We start from the raw sequence: 17,508 nt of genomic DNA, 5'->3' as shown, positions 1-17,508 counted from the left end.
TTCATGCTCCTTATCGACATGCTATGCCTCACACACAAAATTTCTGACAGGCTCGTACAGGCAAGCGCGGAGCGCAACGTTGTCGATGTAATTTATGAATCTTTTATTGTGCCGGGCGATCAAGACTATTTAATGGCCCGTCTATTGGCGCAAAATGGGCTTGCTCGTGGCTTCTATTGGGCAGCAGCACAGGCCGCGGAAAAATACTTTAAGGCCTTTCTGCTAATGAATGGGTTCGGAGTCAAAGATTTTAATGGTCATCCCATAAAGAAACTCTTTGAGGCCGCCAAGATAATAGATGCCTCTTTTGCTGGGTTAAATATACTGCCACACCCGAGTATTATCGTGGAGCCTAGCGCCTCGCATTACCTAAAGAAATTTACCATCCATGACTTCATCGATGAACTTGAGGAGCATGGCAGCGCAAATAACAGATATAACTCCATTGGAGTTGAATACAACACAGGCCACCTCTGCGCAATAGATAGTCTATCATTTAAGATGCGAGAGAAGATAGGCTCAATTCCAATAAGTGAGAGCTTCAAAAAATTAAATCAAGATTTAATTTGTGCTTTTGAGCGTCATAATCCTTGGTTTCAGGCAGGGGTAGATCACCCCTCTATCCAGGTTCCAGGCGATGAATTTCCAATTCAATATTCTTCGAGCGTCACAAAGTTCGAGATTCTGACAAAAAAAGAAAGCGACCCTGCGTACAAAATTGCTTTGCAATGGCTAAGGGCGAAAATGAAGCTTCCACCAAAAGGTGGCAAATAGCCATGGCAATAAAATCAAGCAACTATCCACTGTCTAACTATCGGTTCAACGCGGACGTCAATGCTTCGCATTGCCGCCGGTTAACCTAGGCGTTAAAAATTTCAGAGGGAGGCTAGGGATGGGATACGAATCACTGACAGACGACAAAATCAGTTCGATTCTTTTATCGAACAAGCGGGTGACCAACCCGCAATCAAAAGAGGTCGATAAAGGTAGTCACACGCAAAGAAATTACAAAGTCACCAGTCTCGACGGGCAAGAGTACACATTGTATGTTCGTCAAAGCAAATTGGTTAATGATGATTTTTCTTGTGGGCTACTATGGCATATGCCAAGCGGCGAGGTAATAACGTTAGTTCGGTATAACGGATCCAGTCACTATCATCCCAATCACCTGGAAGAAACTGAACTGGATTTTGCATGCCACATCCATAGAGCAACTGAGCGGTACATTAAGGCGGGAAAAAAGCCTGAGGGTTATGCAGAGGAAACCACACGATATAGCACTGTAAACGGGGCATTGCATTGTTTGACAACAGACTGTAAAATAGCTGGTCTAAAAACAGAAGAAGATTATCCGGATTTATTCAAATGACTGTCAACACACAAGAGCTGCAAAAATCGCTATGCGCTTTGATGTGCGCTGACGTTAAGCTCGTCAAAAAAGGTGACCGGCTCATGATTCGGACACCTTTTTCATTCCCGGATGGCGACCCATACATCATTTATTTATCAGAGTTATCAAACGGATTTATTAAGCTATCTGACGCCGGGCATACGATGATGCACTTGAGCTACGAAAATGATGTAGACAAGTTTAGGCAAGGCACGAGGGGAAAGATTTTTGATCAAATCTTAACTCAGCATGGGATTTTCGATTCCCACGGGGAATTGTTTGTCGAAACAATGCCTGGCAAAATCGGGTCTGCCATTTTCAAATTTGGGCAAGCGATAAACAGCATCACTGATCTTACGTTTCTAAACAGGACAAGAACGGAATCAACGTTCTACGAGGATTTGGCGGAAATTATTTCTGGGATAGTTGATGGTGGACAGCTGACGCGGGATTTCATTTACCCAAACATGGAAAATGCCGCCGACTACCCAATCGACTTTAAGATTGATGGAAAAGCTGATCCGCTATTTATTTTCGGCATTCCAAGTAAAGATAAAGCTCGGCTTGCAACAATTGTTATTGAACGGCTACTCCGGGCTAGAGCAGTTTTCGATTCAATGTTGATTTTCTCAGATCAAAGTCAAATTCCCAGACCCGACTTAGCTAGACTGTCGAATGCAGGGGGTGAAATGATCGCATCCCTAGATGCGCAAGATGACATCCGGCGGAAAATTGGTCGGCGCGTAAATTTCTAACTGTCGGTTCAACGCGGAGGCCATTGGCCATGCGTTGGGCATTCTCATGGCCAGTGTTGGTGCCCTCCGCGCTTCGTGCTCCGGCGGCAGTTAACTTGGGCGTTGACGTTGTCAAACAACCCCTCATAGGCTTTGCACACCCCTGCGTCCACGATCGAGCCCCCCATGCAACACGTTCTGATCATCCACGAAGTCGAAAGCTACCCCGCCTGGAAAGCCATCTTCGACCAGGCGGCGCAGATCCGCAAAGACGCTGGCGAGATCAGCTACCAGCTGCTGCGGTACGACACCGATGCGAACCACATCGTGCATTTCTCGCGGTGGTCATCGCTGGCCAATGCACGCCGGTTTTTCGAATCTCCTGAGCTGGTCGAGATTCGAAAGAAGGCGGGCGTGAAGGCACCTGATTTCATCTACCTGGACGAGATCGAACATGGGGTTTTGTAAGTCAAACCCGCTGCCCTGGGCCGCTTCCATGTCGGCGGCGCTGCTCATGCTGGCCACCCTGTCTGGCGCGGCGGGTGCCCGTCCCGCTAGGCCTGCGCCAGATCCGGCCACGACCGATCCGGTCGCCGCAGCGCGCTTGCTCGATGCCACGGCCGAGGTCACCACGCGCCGACTCCCCACCTGCGAGATCGCCATCAACACCCGTGTGTCTGAGTGGAAGGCGTCGGCCGCGATCGCCTGCAAGAAGTCATCGGCTTCCGCAGAAGCCTGTGTGGCCGCTCAATGGACGGCGCGCGCCGAGCAGTTGAAGCAGATCAGGTCGTGCCAGGCGCTGGATCGTCTGCGAGGCTGAGGGCCGCATGCAGGCAGATCGCGCCTGGCGTGCTCACCCAGAGGTTGCCCTGATTGCGTTCATGCGCCACGCGCTTCAAGGCGCGGCGCAGGTGCTTGAGCCGATAAGGCTGGCCCACGATGTAGGGGTGCAGCGCGATGCCCATCACCAAAGGCTGTTCATCGTGGCACCAGTTCAAGGTGTACTGGTAGCCGCATTCGGCCAGCAGGTCGGGCGTGTGGCGGCTTTCGGAAATCCAGGGTGACAGCCAGCCCGTGGGCGCGGTGCCGTGGCGCTCGTGCATGACGCGGGCGCAGTCCATCAGCAGGGCGCGCTCGTCGTGTTCCACGAACTGGGCCTTGAGCTTGGGGTGCCCGCCGCGCCCAGGCCCATCGGGCTTCAACTCGGTGCAGGGCCTTCGGCTTATATTCCCGGTGTTCTCTCTCGCCTTCGCACCATGTCCAGCACGCCAGTCACGCTCGCCGCCTTGCCCAACCGCAAACACTGGGCCTTGAAGCTGGGCATTGGCTTGATGGTTTTCGCGCTGATCTGGACGGTGCTCCTGGGTTGGTGGTTGCCGCGTTGGGCCAGGGGCCAGGTCGAGTCGGTGGCCACGCAGACGCTGGGCACCCCGGTCACGCTGGCAGGCTTGAGCGTTCAGCCCTGGACGCTGACGGTGTCCATGAACGACCTGAAAGTGGGCCCGCCCAAGGCCGAGTTGTTGCAATTGCCTGCTGCCCAAGTTCAGCTCTCGCTCGAATCCATTTGGCGCCTGGCCCCGGTGGTGCGGCGCATCACGCTGGACCAGCCGCAGGTGTGGGTTGAGCGCCAGTCCGCCGAGCAGTTCAACTTCACCGACATCGCCAAGCGCCTGCAGTCGGGGCCATCACAGCCTGCGAAAGATCCCGCGCGCTTTGCCGTCTACAACATCCGCATCAACAACGGGCTCGTGCGCTATTCAGACCGCGTGTTGCAGCAAGAGCACCGCATCGAGACGCTGAACATTGGTGTGCCTTTCGTTTCCAACCTGCCCAGCTTTGTCAGCGTGGACGTGCAGCCATTGCTGGAAGCCCGCGTGGATGGCAGCCCTTTGCGCGTGAGCGGCCGCACCTTGCCGTTCAGCGAAGGCCTGCGTTCTACCCTGGATTTGAATTGGCGTGATGTGGATGTGGCCCACTGGATGCTGGCGGCCAAGCCCTTCATGCCGCCATCGGCCATGGTGAACGTGGCCAAGGGCCGACTGGACACCCACCTGACCGTGAGTTTTGAAGAGCACAAGCCCCCACAGGCGGCCAGCTTGACGATCCGTGGCAGCTTGAAGGTGTCGGGCATTGACCTGGGCTGGCCTGCCGGGGGCGTGCAGGGACGTTGGTCGTCCCTGGAAATCGAAGGCATCGATGCATCGCCATTGGCCCGTCAGGTGAAGATCGGCAGCGTGGCCCTGGCCGGTTTGCAGGTCGATGCGAAAGACCGGTCGGCCGCTGCCAAGCCGGTGGTAATGCCTGACAAGCCTGACAAGGTGGCCGTGGCCTCCAGCCGTGAGGCGCCCTGGGTCTGGTCGGTGGACAAGGTCCGCCTGGCCGCCACGAGCCTGCAGGCCGAAGCGCCGGGCGGTGGCACTTTGCCCAAGCTGGGCCCCGTGAGCTTGCGCATCGATGGCCTGAACTCGAACAACCAAGCCGCACCTGCCGCCCTGACGCTGTCGGCCACGGATGCCCACGGCGGCCAGTTCAATGTCAGCGGTGCGGTGAGCCCCATGTTGCCGCAAGCCACCTTGAAGGTCTCGGTCAGCAAGCTGCAGCCCGTGCCTTGGCTGGCCGCTTTGGGCAAGGCCGTGCCCTTGCCCTTGCAAGTGTTGTCGGGCGAGCTGACCTTGAGCACCGAGCTGCAAGCCAATGCCGACAGCTTGAGCTTGTCCAAAGGGCAGGTGCAATTGACGGGCCTCAAGACCAAGGCGGCCAAGGCCAAAGCCACGGACCATGTCGATCTGGCGGGTCTGGACGTGCAGGGCCTGGAAGCGCGTGTGGGCCTGGCACCCACGGCCACCGGCTTGCAGTCCCTGACGGTGGCCTCCGTGACGTTTGACAAGCTTGACGCGCAAGCCACCCGTGACCCGCAAGGCCAGTGGGTGATGCAGCCTGCGCCCGGGCGGGCCAGCGCGGCCCCCGCCAAGCCTGCCACCGCGCAGGCCGCGCCCTTGATCAAGGTGGGCGAGTTACGCTGCAAGCTGTGCAAGGTGCAGGTCGATGACCAGTCGGTGACTCCTGCCGCCCGCCTGTCCCTGCACCAGGCCGACCTGGGCTTGAAGAACCTGTCCAGCGATCTCACGCAGGTCATGGGTTTTGACCTGAACGGTTTGGGCCAAAGCAATGGCCGCATCCAACTGAGTGGTGATGTGCGTGTGCAGCCTTTGCGCGTGAACTCGCAACTGGCCATTGCCGGGCTGGACTTGAAGGCCTTTCAGTCCTACATCGCGCCTTACCTGAACGTGGCGTTGGTGTCGGCCAAGACCAATGTCAACGGCAAGCTCAGCCTGGAAGCTGCGCCAGGCAAAGATCCTCAGGCCATCAACGCCCGTTACCAGGGCCGTTTTGCCCTGACCGACCTGCGCACGCAAGACAGCGTCAACCAGGCCGATTTTTTACGCTGGCGCTCATTGGCCCTGGAGGGCCTGGACGTGAACTGGAAGGCCGGTGCGCTCAACGCCGACCTGGGCCGCATCGCGCTCAATGATTTTTACGGCCGGCTCATCATCAACCCCGATGGCAAGCTCAACCTGTCGGACCTGGTCAAGCGTGAAGCGGGTGCTGAAACCAAGTCCCTGACCACGCCGCAAGCCACGCCCGCAGCCTCTGCGCCGATTGCCGCGCCCGTGGCCGCCAACGCCCCCGCATCCTCGGCCAGCGCCCCGGCACCGTCATCGCCTGCCATGGCGGGCATGAACCTGCGCTGGCAAGGCATCAAGCTGAGCAAAGGCCGTGTCGATTTCACCGACAACTTCATCAAGCCCAACTACTCGGCACGCCTCACGCAGGTCGAGGGCGATGTGTCGGCCGTGGCCTCGTCCAAGCCCGAGCCTGCCACCGTCAAGATTTCCGGCGCCGTGGACGACAGCGCGCCCTTGCTGATCACCGGGCAGTTGCACCCCCTGGGCCCGCGCCTGTACACCGACATCCAGGGCTCGGCCAAAGGCATCGAGTTGACGCGCCTGACGCCTTATGCCGGCCGCTATGCCGGTTACGCGATCGAGAAGGGCACGCTGTCGGTGACCGTGCACTACAAGGTCGACAACGGCAAGCTGGAAGCCGAGAACAAAATCTTCCTGGACCAGCTCACCTTCGGCGACAAGGTGGACAGCCCCGACGCGACCAGCCTGCCCGTGCAGTTCGCCGTGTCCCTGCTCAAGAACAGCCGGGGCGAGATCGATGTGAGCCTGCCCATCTCTGGGTCGCTGGACGATCCGCAATTCTCGGTGGGCGGCATCATCTGGCGCGTCGTCATCAACTTGCTGACCAAGGCCGTGACCGCGCCGTTTTCCTTGCTGATGGGCGGCGGCCAGGACGAGCTGGGCTTCGTGCCCTTCGAGCCCGGCGATGACGACCTCAGCGACATCGCCCGCCAACGCCTGGACACCCTGGTCACCAAACTGACCGACCGCCCCACGGTCAAGCTGGAAGCCACTGGCCGCGCCGACCCAACCATGGACGAGGAAGGCCTGCGCCAGCGCCACTTGATGCGCCTGATGCGCCAGGCCAAAGCCAAAGCCACCGAGCAGTCATTGGCCTCGGTCACCATCGCCCCCGAGGAGCGCGACCAGTGGCTCACCGCCGCCTACAAAGCCGCTGACATCAAGAAGCCGCGCAACCTGGTCGGCTTGGCCAAGACCTTGCCCGCGCCAGAGATGGAGGCCTTGCTGAAAGCCGCCGCGACGGTGGACCAGGCCAGTTTTCTGACCTTGGCCAATCGCCGTGGCGATCGGGTCAAGGCTTACCTGTCCACGAAGCTGTCGCCCGAGCGTGTGCTGCTGACGGCTTCCAAAGTGGGCACCGACAAGCTGCCCGACGACAAGGGGCCGACCACGCGCGTGCAGTTCACGCTGAAGTGATGACCGGTCAGCGCTTCTTGCCGCCGGCCTTCAAGCGCTTCTTGATCCCGTTGTCGAACTCCTGCTGGAGCACCACGGGAAAGGCCGCCGAGATAGAGCCAATGGCCAGCGGCCGCAGGCGCTCGAACACCGCGTGCAACTGCGCGATTTGCCGGGCGTCGATGGTGGCCGAGGCGTCAGCACCTGGTGCCTTGTCCTTGGTCATCATCTGGATCAGGTCCAGGAACAGTTGTTCAACGTAGGTCTTGGCAATGGCGCGCGTGTGCCGGATCAAGTCGTCTTGCAGGTCCAGCACGGTGTCCAGTGACACGCCCAGTTCGGCCAGCTGGATGCCAATGCGCTCCAGTGATGGGCTGAGCATCTCGACCTCGTCACCCTCGACCGGCCGGTACAGGCCGTTCTTGGCCAGGCGCTCCTTTTGCGCCGGACTGGCGGTGGCGCCCCAATGGGATGCCATCTCCGCCATCGCCTTGCGCTGCGAAGGCTCCACCGTGAAAAAGCTTTTGGAAAACAGGTGGGTGACCAGCGAGTACTCGGACCAGGCGCCATCGGGCGTATTGGCCAGCATGTCCCCAATCGCCTCCAGCCCGAACCCTTGCTGACGCAGATCGCGGATCAACTCCAGCTTGCCCAGGTGCTCCTGCCCATACAAGCCCAGCCGTCCTTGCAGGCGCGGTGGGGGCAACAAGCCGGCGGTTTGGTACGCGCGGATGTTGCGCACGCTCACCCCTGTTTGATTGGCCAGGTCTTCCACCGTCATGTCCGACGTGTCAGCGGGGCGGCGGCGAGACCGTGAATGGTTGGCAGAAGAGGCGGTCATTGCGGGGTAACGGGATGCGGTAAACAGGATGATACCGTTGCAATGTTGCATTGACGATGTAACATGAGGCGTGTCGCATTGGTGCGGCGATTTTGCAAGGTATCAAGGATCGTGATGAAGGCAGTTGCTTCGATGGTGTTGGCCCTGGGTCTGTGGGGTGCGGCCACGCTGCCGTCGGTGGCGCATGCGGCCCAAGTGGTGGCTGGCGTCACGTTTGACGACCGTTGCGAGGTGGCTGGGCAGGCGCTGGTGCTCAATGGTGCAGGTTTGCGCACCAAACTCATCCTCAAGGTTTACGCCGTGGCGCTTTACCTGCCCGGGCGCGATCGCAATGCCGGGGCAGTGCTGGCTCAGCCCGGGCCCAAAAGCGTCCACATCACCATGCTCCGGGATGTGCGCGGTCGTGATCTGTCAGAGGCTCTGGTCAAGGGCATGGTGGCCAACTTGAGCCCGAGAGAGCTGGTGTCCTTGCAGTCACGGCTGGACGAGCTGCACACCACCCTGATGTCGGCGGGTGACGCCAAGAAAGGCGACGTGATTCAACTGGATTACCTGCCGGGCTCAGGCGCGCACATCGTCCTGGGGGGGCAGCCCCTGGGCAAGGACATCCCCGGCGAAGACTTCTACCAGGGGTTGCTGAAGATCTGGATTGGCGAGAAGGTCTCCGACAAAGGCCTCAAGGCCGACTTGCTGGGCTTGTCTTCGCGCTGAAGGCAGAGCTCAGCTCAGCACTTGATGCCCATGTGCAGGGCGACCACGCCGCCCGTCATGTTGTGCACATCGACGTGGCCAAAGCCAGCGGTTTTCATCAGGCCCTTGAGCGTGGCCTGATCCGGGTGCATGCGGATGGATTCGGCCAGGTATTTGTAGCTGGCCGCGTCGCCCGCCACCAGTTGGCCCAGCTTGGGCAGCACGTTGAACGAGTACCAGTCGTAGGCTTTCTCCAGCGGCTTGGCCACTTTTGAAAACTCCAGCACCAGCAAACGGCCGCCCGGCTTGAGCACGCGGCACATCTCGGCCAGGGCCAGGTCCTTGTGGGTCATGTTGCGCAGGCCGAAGGCCACGCTGACGATGTCAAACGTGCCGGTGGGGAAGGGCAGCTTTTCGGCGTCGCAAATGGTGGTGGGCAGCACCACGCCTTCGTTGTGCAGGCGGTCGCGGCCGGTGCTGAGCATGGCTTCGTTGATGTCGGTGTGCACCACGGTGCCCGAAGCGCCCACACGCTTGGCGAAAGCCTGCGCCAGGTCACCCGTGCCACCGGCGATGTCCAACACCTTCTGGCCCTCTTTGGCGCCACTGGCGGCGATGGTGTAGGCCTTCCACAAACGGTGCATGCCCATCGACATCAGGTCATTCATGACGTCGTACTTGTTGGCCACCGAATCGAACACCCCGCGCACGCGCGTGGCCTTTTGTGATTCGTCAACCGTCTCGAAACCGAAGTGTGTGGAACTCATGGGTGGGATCTTACCAAGCTGCGGGCGCAGGCGGCGGCGCTGGCCCAGGCCCATTGAAAGTTGTAGCCGCCCAGCCAGCCGGTCACGTCGACCACTTCGCCGATGAAATGCAGGCCGGGGATCTTCTTGCTTTCCATGGTCTGTGAGCTGAGTTCCTGCGTGTTCACGCCGCCCGCCGTGACCTCGGCCTTGGCGTAGCCCTCGGTGCCTTTGGGCGTGATGGACCAGGCATTGGCCGATTGGCCCAGCGCTTCCAGGTCACGGTCTTTCATCTCGGCCAGCGGGGCATCGGCGCGCAAAGCTGGCAGGGCCACGGCAGCCTGTTCCAGCCAGGTCTGGGCCAGGCGCTGCGGCACGCCTTCGGGCAGTGCTTGTGCCCACGCGGAAGACAGTTGCCTGCGCGACCCTGTTTTGGCCTGCTTCAATGCGTCGGCCAAGCTGCCTTGTGGCGCGATGTCGATGCTCAAGGCCTGGCCTGGGCGCCAGTAACTGGAAATCTGCAGCACGGCCGGGCCGCTCAGTCCACGGTGCGTGAGCAACAGGTCTTCCAGGAAATGCACGCTGCTGGTTTGTTTGCGCTTGCCGGTCGACTCCACGCTCACGGACACATCCACGGGCAAGGCGATGCCCGACAAAGCCGACCACGGCGCCCACTCGTCGGCGTCGAAGGTCAGCGGCACCAGTGCCGGTCGCAAAGGGACCAGGGTGTGGCCAAACTGCTGGGCCAGCTTTTGGCCAAAGTCGGTGGCGCCAATCTTGGGGATCGACAGCCCACCCGTGGCCACGACCACTTGGTGGGCCCGCACCGTGCCTTGGTCGGTGTCCAGCTCGAAACCCTGACCGGCATCGCCAAAATCTTGGCGCACTTGTTTGACCGCGCAGGGTTGCCATCGCGTGACCTGGCCTGCGTCGCATTCGCGCAGCAGCATCTGGATGATGTCGTCAGCGCGCCGGTCACAAAAAAGCTGGCCCTTGTGCTTCTCATGCCAAGCGATGCCGTGGCGTTCGACCAAGCCAATGAAATCCTGGGGCGTGTAGCCCGCCAGGGCCGAGCGGCAAAAGTGGGGGTTTTCACTCAAGAAATTGGCAGGCGCCACTTCCTTGTTGGTGAAATTGCACCGGCCACCACCCGAGATGCGGATTTTTTCCGCCACCTTTTCGGCATGGTCGATCACCAGGACCTTCAGGCCCCGTTGCCCGGCGATGCCCGCGCAAAACAGACCGGCCGCGCCTGCGCCGATCACCACCACGTCAAATTGCTGCATGGGCGGGATTGTCGCGCCTTATCAGCGCATGCTCAGTGCGTGCTCATCCCGAACGGGCGTGTTCTGGTGAACACGGCTTCTCCGTCAGAGGCCTCGGCCGCCACGGCGCGGCTGCGGCCCTGCCGTTTGGCCTCGAACAGGGCTTGGTCGGCGCGGTGGGTGGCTTCGGGCAGGGACTCGCCCGGCATGATTTGCACCACGCCGAAGCTCAGGCTCAAGGGGGCCTGTTGCAGGCCATGGCGTTCGGTGTCAACGTGGCGCACCATGCGGTCGGCCACGTGCAGCGCATCGTTCACGCTGGTTTCGGGCAGCAGCGCGATGAACTCGTCGCCACCAATGCGGCCCAGCAGGTCCCGGCTGCGCAGCATCTTGCGCGCCCCGCCGGCCACCAGCTTGAGGGCTTCATCGCCTGCGCCATGCCCGAACTCGTCATTGATCTGCTTGAAGTGATCGATGTCGAAGAGCATCAGCGACGCGCTGCCAGGTGCGCACAAACGCATGGTCTGGGCGGCGATCTCGTTGAAGTGGCGGCGATTAGGCACCTGAGTGAGCATGTCGAAATCGGCCAGCACGCGCAGTTGCCGGTGGGATTCGCGCAGGTCGTGCTCGGTGCGTTCGTACGTCAGCAGCAGGCACATGTACACCGAGAACATGACGCCGATCACCAGGCCCAGCATGGACGAGGGCAATTGAATCAGGCTGGGATCATTCACTGTCATGCCCCACGAAGCCATGCCGGTCAGCATGCGGGGCACCTGGAAGATGGCACCGCCCAACAGGAAGAACAGGATGACTTTCAGGTAAACGCTTTGCCGCCAGTCGCGGATGCAACTCACGATCCAGGCGCAGTAGAGGTAGCCACAGATGTTGACCAGGCTGAACATGGCCACGCGCGCCCCCACGTCTTCGGGGTTGGCCAACCACACCCACATCCAGCCGGAGAAACCGATGAACAGCAGGAAGTGGTCAACCCAGGGTTCGGTGGGTAAGTTGCTGCGCACGTAAAAACGGCGCATGCCGCCCAGCATGGTCAAGGGCCACTGGAGGGACAGCAGGACGGACACGGCCAGCATGGAAGGGTGGGCATCCTTGAACAGCAAGGCGACCGCGCTGATGGTGTTGGCCCATTGCGCCACGGTCCACCACCAGTAGCCGCGGTAGGTGCGTTGGGTCAAACCGACGAGGGTCATGATGCCCGAGGCGGTGAACAGGACCAAGCCCAGGACCAGGGCCAGGGTGGGTGTGTGGAGGGGCTCTAGGTGAAACATCGAAGAACACTGCTCATGCGCGTGACGTGGGTTGCTTTGGGCGACAATCGAATGGGCGCAACACAACCCCGATCATGAATGACTTTTGGGTGCTTGTGGTGCCCTTAGTTACCCCCAGCGACCGCCATCTAAGGGGGGTTGCAAACGGGTGAAGATCGTGTAATTGACGGAGCAGGAGACCAGTCATGGCCATGGATGTGGTGGATTTTGAGATCAAAGGCGCAGAGATGCAGTTCGTCGAGGTGGAACTTGACCCTGGCGAGGCGGCCATCGGCGAGGCCGGCAGCATGATGTTCATGGACGCGGGCATCGACATGGACACCATCTTTGGCGACGGCTCCGGCCAGCAAAGCGGCTTGTTCGGCAAATTATTGGGCGCTGGCAAGCGCTTGATCACGGGTGAATCTTTGTTCACCACGATTTTCACCAACCAGAGTTCCGGCAAAAAACGCGTTGCGTTTGCTGCGCCGTATCCAGGCAAGATTTTGCCCATGGACTTGAGCAAGCTGGGTGGTCGTTTGATCTGCCAAAAAGATTCCTTCCTGTGCGCCGCGCGCGGCGTGTCGCTGGGCATTGCCCTGCAAAAGAAACTGGGCACCGGCTTCTTCGGCGGCGAAGGTTTCATCATGCAAAAACTGGAGGGCGATGGCCTGGCCTTTGTGCATGCCGGCGGCACCGTCGTGCGCCGCGACCTCAAGCCTGGCGAGACTTTGATGATCGACACGGGCTGCGTGGTGGCCTACACCAGCGAGGTCGATTTCGACATCCAGTACGTTGGCAAGATCAAGACCGCTTTGTTCGGTGGCGAGGGCCTGTTCCTGGCCAAGGTGACCGGACCTGGCCAGGTCTGGCTGCAAAGCCTGCCGTTCTCTCGCCTGGCCTCGCGCATCTTTGCCGCGGCGCCGCAAAACCGCGGTGGTGGCGGCCGCGAAGAAGGCTCTTTGTTGGGTGGCTTGGGCGCCGGGGGTTTGCTGGGTTCGGTATTGGGTGGCAGCGACGACTGATTGTCTCGATTGGGCAGTGAACGCCGCGCGTACACTGCCCGGCTTGATCCCAGGTGACCCAATTGACGAAGTTTCTCCATCAACGCGCATCACGGCGGATGCACGCGGCCGCTTTGCTGCTGACCCTGTGCCTCACTAACGCCAGCGCCGCCCCGATTTTTGCCCTGAATTCACTGGATGCGACCATCAGCATCATTGACCCGGTGAGTTTCAAAGAGATCCGGCGAATCCCCACGGGCAAGGAGCCGCATCATTTGTACCTGTCGCCAGACGAAAAGTCATTGATCGTGGCCAACTCCATGGGTGACTCCCTCACCCTGATTGACCCTAGAACGGGCAACATCCAGCGTGTGATCGAACACATCGCCGATCCGTATCAGTTGCGCTTTTCGCCAGACATGAAGTGGTTCGTGACCACCGCCAACCGCCTCAACCACGTGGACATCTACCGCGTTTCCGCGCGGGCGGGTGGTGGCTTTGACCTGACCCTGGCCAAGCGTGTGCCCACCGGCAAGACGCCCAGCCACCTCAGCATTGACAGCAAGAGCACCGTGGTCTATTCGACCATGCAGGACAGCGATGAGCTGATCGCCATCGACCTGGCCACGCAAATGCCGCGCTGGAAAGTGCCCGTGGGCAAGATGCCCGCCGACGTCTACATCACCCCCGACGACAAGCGCCTCCTGATCGGCCTGACGGGCGACATGTATGCCGAGGTCTACGACGTGAGTGGCGCCAAGCCGGTGCTGGTCAAGCGCATCGTCACGGGCGCGGGGGCCCACGCTTTCCGCGCCTGGGGCGACAAGCGCCATGTGCTGCTCAGCAACCGCACAGCCAACACCATCAGCCGGATCGACATGCAGACCCTCTCCGTGGTGGACACTTATCCCGCGCCGGGTGGGCCTGACTGCATGGACCTCTCAAGCGACACCAAGACCATCCTGGTGACCTCGCGCTGGGCCCGCAAAGTCACCTTCATCGACACCGTGAGCAAGAAGGTCGTGCGGCAAGTGAAGGTGGGCCGATCACCGCATGGCGTGTGGACCCTGGACCACGCTCCGCTGCGCTGAGGCTGATCGAATGCGCCTGCTCGCTGCCATCGCGGCCTTGACGGCCACACTGTTGGGCGCCACGGCGTTCGCTGAGGAATCCTGCCCAAAGCCGGTCTACCTCACGATCGACACCGGCCACATGGGCGTGGCGCCCTTGATCATCGATGTGCTTAAACGCCAGCACGTCAAGGCCACTTTCTTCCTGGCCAACGAACGGACGCAAGCCGTGGGGGACAAAGCCGCTGGCACCACGCTGGACGACCAATGGGCGCCCTGGTGGAAGGCCCTGGCCGCCGAGGGCCATGACTTCGGCTCGCACACTTGGAACCACGTGATCTGGCGCGGCGACGAGCCCAAGGGCTTTGTGTTGCAGCCCACTGCGGGCCCTCAAGTCGGCCAGAAGCTGCACCTCAGCCAAGCCGACTATTGCGAAGAACTCGCCAAGCCCGCGCGCCGTTTCGAGGCCATGACCGGGCGGCCCATGCGCGCCTTGTTCCGCGCCCCGGGTGGCAAAACCTCGCCCGCCTTGCTCAAGGCCGCCAAGGCCTGCGGCTGGCAGCATGTGCCCTGGGCGGCCGCCGGATTTTTGGGCGATGAATTGTCCAGCGATCGCTACCCCAACCGGGTCTTGCTGGACCGTGCCTTGCGTGATGTGCGCAGCGGCGATATCTTGCTGATGCACCTGGGCATCTGGTCCCGCCAGGATCCTTGGGCACCCGCGGTGCTGGAGCCCTTGATCATCGGCCTGAAAGCCAAGGGTCTGTGCTTTGCCACCTTGCGCGATCACCCTGCGTATGCGCGGGTGGGCACGGCCCCCCGCTGAGGTGTTGGCCATGATCGACCTCGACGTCATCTCCAGCTTGAGCGATGCCTTTGGCAACCTCCAGCAATGGTTGTTCGAGACGCTGGTGCAGCCCGCCGTGTATGGGCTGGGCATGGGCAATCTGTTGGAGGACGCCTACGAGGCCACCGGTTGGCTGATGGTCGGCTTCATCCAGTTGCTGGTGATGCTCTGCCTGCTGGCCCCCTTGCAGCGCTGGCGCCCGGTTGAGCCCTTGCGCGACCGCGTCGCCGTGCGGGTGGACATGGTCTACACCTTCATCCACCGCTTGGGCCTGTTCAGGCTGCTGATGTTCTTCTCCATCGCGCCCTTGCTGGATGAAGTCTTTGGCTCGGCCCGCGTGCATGGCATCGATGGCGTCCAGCTGGATGCGCTGATGCAGGGCTGGTGGCCTGGCGTGACCGACACCGCCCTGGCCAGCTTCGCCTTGTACCTGGTGGTGTTCGACCTGGTGGACTACTGGATTCACCGAGGCCAGCATGGCCTGGACCGCTGGTGGGCCCTGCATTCGCTGCACCACAGCCAGCAACAGATGACGATGTGGAGCGACAACCGCAACCATTTGCTCGATGACCTGATCCGCGACACGATCATTGCGTTCACGGCCCGTGCGATTGGGGTGCCGCCGGGCCAGTTCATCGCCGTGGTGGCCTTCACTCAATTGATGGAAAGCCTGGCCCATGCCAATGTCCGCCTGAGCTTTGGGCCTGTGGGTGAGCGCCTGCTGGTCAGCCCGCGTTTTCACCGCATTCACCATGGCATTGGGGTGGGGCATGAGGGCCCAACGCCGGGCAGTCTCGGCGGCTGCAATTTCGCGGTGCTGTTCCCGGTGTGGGACATCCTCTTTGGCACTGCCCGCATCAATGCTCGCCCTGATCTGATCCTGGACCCCACCGGCGTGCGCGATCAACTGCCAGAATTCGGCGGCAAAGACTACGGGCGCGGCTTCTTGGCCCAGCAATGGTTGGGCTTGAAAAGGCTATTGCAAGGCAGCTGAAGCCGACCTTGGGTATCCTGTCGTCATGCAAAAGACGATCGATGCTTTCTGGCGCGCGGCAGCCTACTGCCTGCACCCCCGTGTGATCTGGCTCTCCTTGTTGCCTTTGGTGGTGGCAGGGGTACTGTCGGTGGGGCTGGCCCATTTTTACTGGGAAGGCGCGGTGGCCGGGGTGCGCCAGGGGCTGGACAGCTGGGCCATCAGCCAGACCCTGCTCGGTTGGCTGGACACCGTGGGTGCCTCCGGCTTTCGCGCGGTCATCGCGCCCTTGATCGTGGTGGTGCTGGCCGTGCCATTGCTGGTGGTGCTGTCGTTGCTTTTGGTGGCCACCTTGATGATGCCCGCGCTGGTCCGCCTGGTGGTTCAGCGGCGTTTCGCCGGCTTGGAGGTGCGTCACGAAGCCCCGTGGTGGACGTCCTTATCCTGGTCGCTCGGCGCCACCCTGATCGCTGTGCTGGTGATGGTGGTCAGCGTGCCCCTGTGGCTCATCCCGCCGTTTGGGCTGATCCTGCCGCCGCTGATCTGGGGTTGGCTGACCTACCGGGTCATGGCCTTTGACGCGCTGGCCGGGCATGCCACTGTTCAAGAGCGTGTCACCTTGCTGCAGGATCACCGCATGCCATTGCTGATGATGGGCGTGGTGTCGGGTTACCTGGGCGCGGCGCCCACGGCACTGTGGGCTGTGTTGGGCGCGATCTCGGTCGTGGTGGCTCCCTTGCTCATCATCGCTTCGGTCTGGCTCTACACGCTGGTGTTCGCCTTCTCATCACTGTGGTTCAGCCACTACCTTCTGGCGGCGCTGCGCGACTTGCGCGCGGCCGATCCCACGCCTCAACTCGTCATCCTGGACCCCGCATGATCGGCATCATCATCATTGGCGACGAGATCCTCAGTGGACGTCGCGAAGACAAACACCTGGCCAAGTCCATCGAGTTGCTCAATGAGCGAGGCCTTCGCTTGTCGTGGGCCCGCTATGTGGGCGACGAACCCGAGCACATCACCGCCGAATTGCGCGCCGCCTTGGCTGGCAGCGATGTGGTGTTTTCTTTCGGTGGCATTGGTGCCACGCCCGATGACCACACCCGGGCTTGCGCCGGTGCAGCCTGGGGCCGCTCACTGGTGCTGCACCCCGAGGCGCGCGAGTTGATCCTGGCGCGCGTCAAGGCGATGGCCGACAAGGAGGGCGTGCCCTTCCTGCCCGACCACCCTGACACCCTGCGCCGCCTGGACATGGGCCGCTTTCCTGAAGGCGCCACCATCATCCCCAACCCCTACAACCAGATCCCGGGTTTTTCGATTGAGCGGCGCGTGCATTTCCTGCCGGGCTTTCCCGTCATGGCCTGGCCGATGATGGCTTGGGCGCTGGACGAACTGCACGGCGATCTGCGCGGGTTGGGGCAGCAGGTTGAGCATTCGGTGATCGTCTATGCCATGGCCGAGTCGGTGCTGACACCGATGATGGTGGAGCTGGAGCAACGCTTTCCCGGCGTTCGCGTATTCAGCCTGCCCAGCGTGGATCACCCGGTGCATGGTCGCCACATTGAACTGGGTGTCAAAGGCGTGGCGCAGGACGCCGTCCAGGCCTTTGAATGGATGCAGACCAACTTGTCGCAAATTGGTGCATCAACCGGCCCAATAATGGTGCGTTAAGTTATTTGACTCATATATGCACTTTATTGGTGCAAATAGGAGGGTCTTCACGCCGGGGTCAAGCTGGCTTTGGGGCTCCATTCCCGGCCCGGTGATGCGTTGGGGTGCATCAAGCACTGAATTTGT

17 protein-coding genes and 1 pseudogene are annotated in these 17,508 nt (G+C 61.0%); 13 read left to right on the top strand and 5 right to left on the bottom strand.

The window, feature by feature from the left end:
• The 5 genes from PSV38_RS02820 to PSV38_RS02800 all read left to right on the top strand — a co-directional run.
• Positions 1–774, top strand: a 774-nt coding sequence (locus PSV38_RS02820; RefSeq protein WP_300544625.1) for a hypothetical protein, incomplete at its 5' end; no start/stop codon positions are given.
• A gap of 118 nt (positions 775–892) precedes the next feature.
• The gene (locus PSV38_RS02815; protein ID WP_300544623.1) at positions 893–1,369 is read left to right on the top strand and encodes a hypothetical protein; all 477 of its coding nucleotides are present in this window, start codon (positions 893–895) and stop codon (positions 1,367–1,369) included.
• Positions 1,366–2,145, top strand: coding sequence for a DUF1828 domain-containing protein (locus PSV38_RS02810; protein ID WP_300544621.1), 780 nt, complete (start codon positions 1,366–1,368; stop codon positions 2,143–2,145). Before PSV38_RS02815 ends, PSV38_RS02810 begins: the two co-directional genes overlap by 4 nt.
• Before the next feature lie 165 nt (positions 2,146–2,310).
• A complete protein-coding gene (locus tag PSV38_RS02805; RefSeq protein ID WP_300544618.1) occupies positions 2,311–2,592 on the top strand; it encodes an antibiotic biosynthesis monooxygenase in 282 nt (93 codons plus the stop codon).
• Positions 2,593–2,620: 28 nt separating this feature from the next.
• Positions 2,621–2,944, top strand: a complete 324-nt coding sequence (locus PSV38_RS02800; protein WP_300544615.1) for a hypothetical protein — start codon at positions 2,621–2,623, stop codon at positions 2,942–2,944.
• Here PSV38_RS02800 and PSV38_RS02795 read toward each other — a convergent pair.
• Positions 2,907–3,212: pseudogene (locus tag PSV38_RS02795) on the bottom strand (polysaccharide deacetylase); the annotation flags it as partial. The gene PSV38_RS02800 and the pseudogene PSV38_RS02795 overlap by 38 nt on opposite strands.
• 168 nt (positions 3,213–3,380) lie before the next feature.
• Between PSV38_RS02795 and PSV38_RS02790 the strand changes: the two are divergent.
• A complete protein-coding gene (locus PSV38_RS02790; protein WP_300544613.1) occupies positions 3,381–7,028 on the top strand; it encodes a DUF748 domain-containing protein in 3,648 nt (1,215 codons plus the stop codon).
• A gap of 7 nt (positions 7,029–7,035) precedes the next feature.
• Here PSV38_RS02790 and PSV38_RS02785 read toward each other — a convergent pair whose 3' ends face one another.
• A complete protein-coding gene (locus PSV38_RS02785; RefSeq protein ID WP_300544610.1) occupies positions 7,036–7,848 on the bottom strand; it encodes a MerR family transcriptional regulator in 813 nt (270 codons plus the stop codon).
• 114 nt (positions 7,849–7,962) lie between these two features.
• Between PSV38_RS02785 and PSV38_RS02780 the strand changes: the two genes are divergently transcribed.
• Positions 7,963–8,559, top strand: a complete 597-nt coding sequence (locus PSV38_RS02780; RefSeq protein ID WP_300544607.1) for a chalcone isomerase family protein — start codon at positions 7,963–7,965, stop codon at positions 8,557–8,559.
• A 14-nt stretch (positions 8,560–8,573) separates the two neighbouring features.
• On the opposite strand, the gene ubiE is transcribed toward PSV38_RS02780, so the two are convergent.
• Genes ubiE through PSV38_RS02765 form a run of 3 tightly spaced genes read right to left on the bottom strand, consistent with a single transcriptional unit; the run spans position 8,574 to position 11,838 of the window.
• On the bottom strand, positions 8,574–9,305 hold the full coding sequence (gene ubiE, locus PSV38_RS02775; RefSeq protein ID WP_300544605.1) for a bifunctional demethylmenaquinone methyltransferase/2-methoxy-6-polyprenyl-1,4-benzoquinol methylase UbiE: 732 nt from the start codon (positions 9,303–9,305) through the stop codon (positions 8,574–8,576).
• Positions 9,302–10,570: an NAD(P)/FAD-dependent oxidoreductase gene (locus tag PSV38_RS02770; protein ID WP_300544603.1), complete on the bottom strand. Its 1,269-nt coding sequence runs from the start codon at positions 10,568–10,570 to the stop codon at positions 9,302–9,304. Before PSV38_RS02770 ends, ubiE begins: the two co-directional genes overlap by 4 nt.
• A 32-nt stretch (positions 10,571–10,602) precedes the next feature.
• The gene (locus PSV38_RS02765; RefSeq protein WP_300544601.1) at positions 10,603–11,838 is read right to left on the bottom strand and encodes a GGDEF domain-containing protein; all 1,236 of its coding nucleotides are present in this window, start codon (positions 11,836–11,838) and stop codon (positions 10,603–10,605) included.
• Between the two features lie 185 nt (positions 11,839–12,023).
• Here PSV38_RS02765 and PSV38_RS02760 point away from each other — a divergent pair, with 185 nt between their 5' ends.
• The 6 genes from PSV38_RS02760 (at position 12,024) to PSV38_RS02735 (ending at position 17,382) form a co-directional block, all read left to right on the top strand.
• Complete coding sequence (locus tag PSV38_RS02760; RefSeq protein WP_300544599.1) at positions 12,024–12,842, top strand: TIGR00266 family protein; 819 nt, start codon at positions 12,024–12,026, stop codon at positions 12,840–12,842.
• 98 nt (positions 12,843–12,940) lie between these two features.
• On the top strand, positions 12,941–13,912 hold the full coding sequence (locus PSV38_RS02755) for a YncE family protein (RefSeq protein ID WP_300544596.1): 972 nt from the start codon (positions 12,941–12,943) through the stop codon (positions 13,910–13,912).
• Between the two features lie 10 nt (positions 13,913–13,922).
• Positions 13,923–14,717, top strand: a complete 795-nt coding sequence (locus PSV38_RS02750; protein WP_300544594.1) for a polysaccharide deacetylase family protein — start codon at positions 13,923–13,925, stop codon at positions 14,715–14,717.
• 10 nt (positions 14,718–14,727) lie between these two features.
• Entirely contained in the window at positions 14,728–15,732 is a 1,005-nt protein-coding gene (locus PSV38_RS02745; RefSeq protein WP_300544591.1) for a sterol desaturase family protein, read from the top strand.
• Positions 15,733–15,757: 25 nt separating this feature from the next.
• Positions 15,758–16,591 carry an EI24 domain-containing protein gene (locus PSV38_RS02740; protein WP_300544588.1) on the top strand — a complete coding sequence of 278 codons (834 nt, stop codon included), beginning with the start codon at positions 15,758–15,760 and terminating at the stop codon, positions 16,589–16,591.
• A complete protein-coding gene (locus PSV38_RS02735) occupies positions 16,588–17,382 on the top strand; it encodes a molybdopterin-binding protein (RefSeq protein ID WP_300544585.1) in 795 nt (264 codons plus the stop codon). The genes PSV38_RS02740 and PSV38_RS02735 overlap by 4 nt, the downstream gene beginning before the upstream one ends.
• The last annotated feature ends 126 nt before the right edge of the window (positions 17,383–17,508 follow it).

This window comes from Aquabacterium sp. (assembly GCF_029946005.1).
Classification (GTDB): domain Bacteria; phylum Pseudomonadota; class Gammaproteobacteria; order Burkholderiales; family Burkholderiaceae_C; genus Aquabacterium.
The sequence above is the reverse complement of the archived record's forward strand: the minus strand, read 5'-3'. Positions and strand labels throughout refer to the sequence as shown.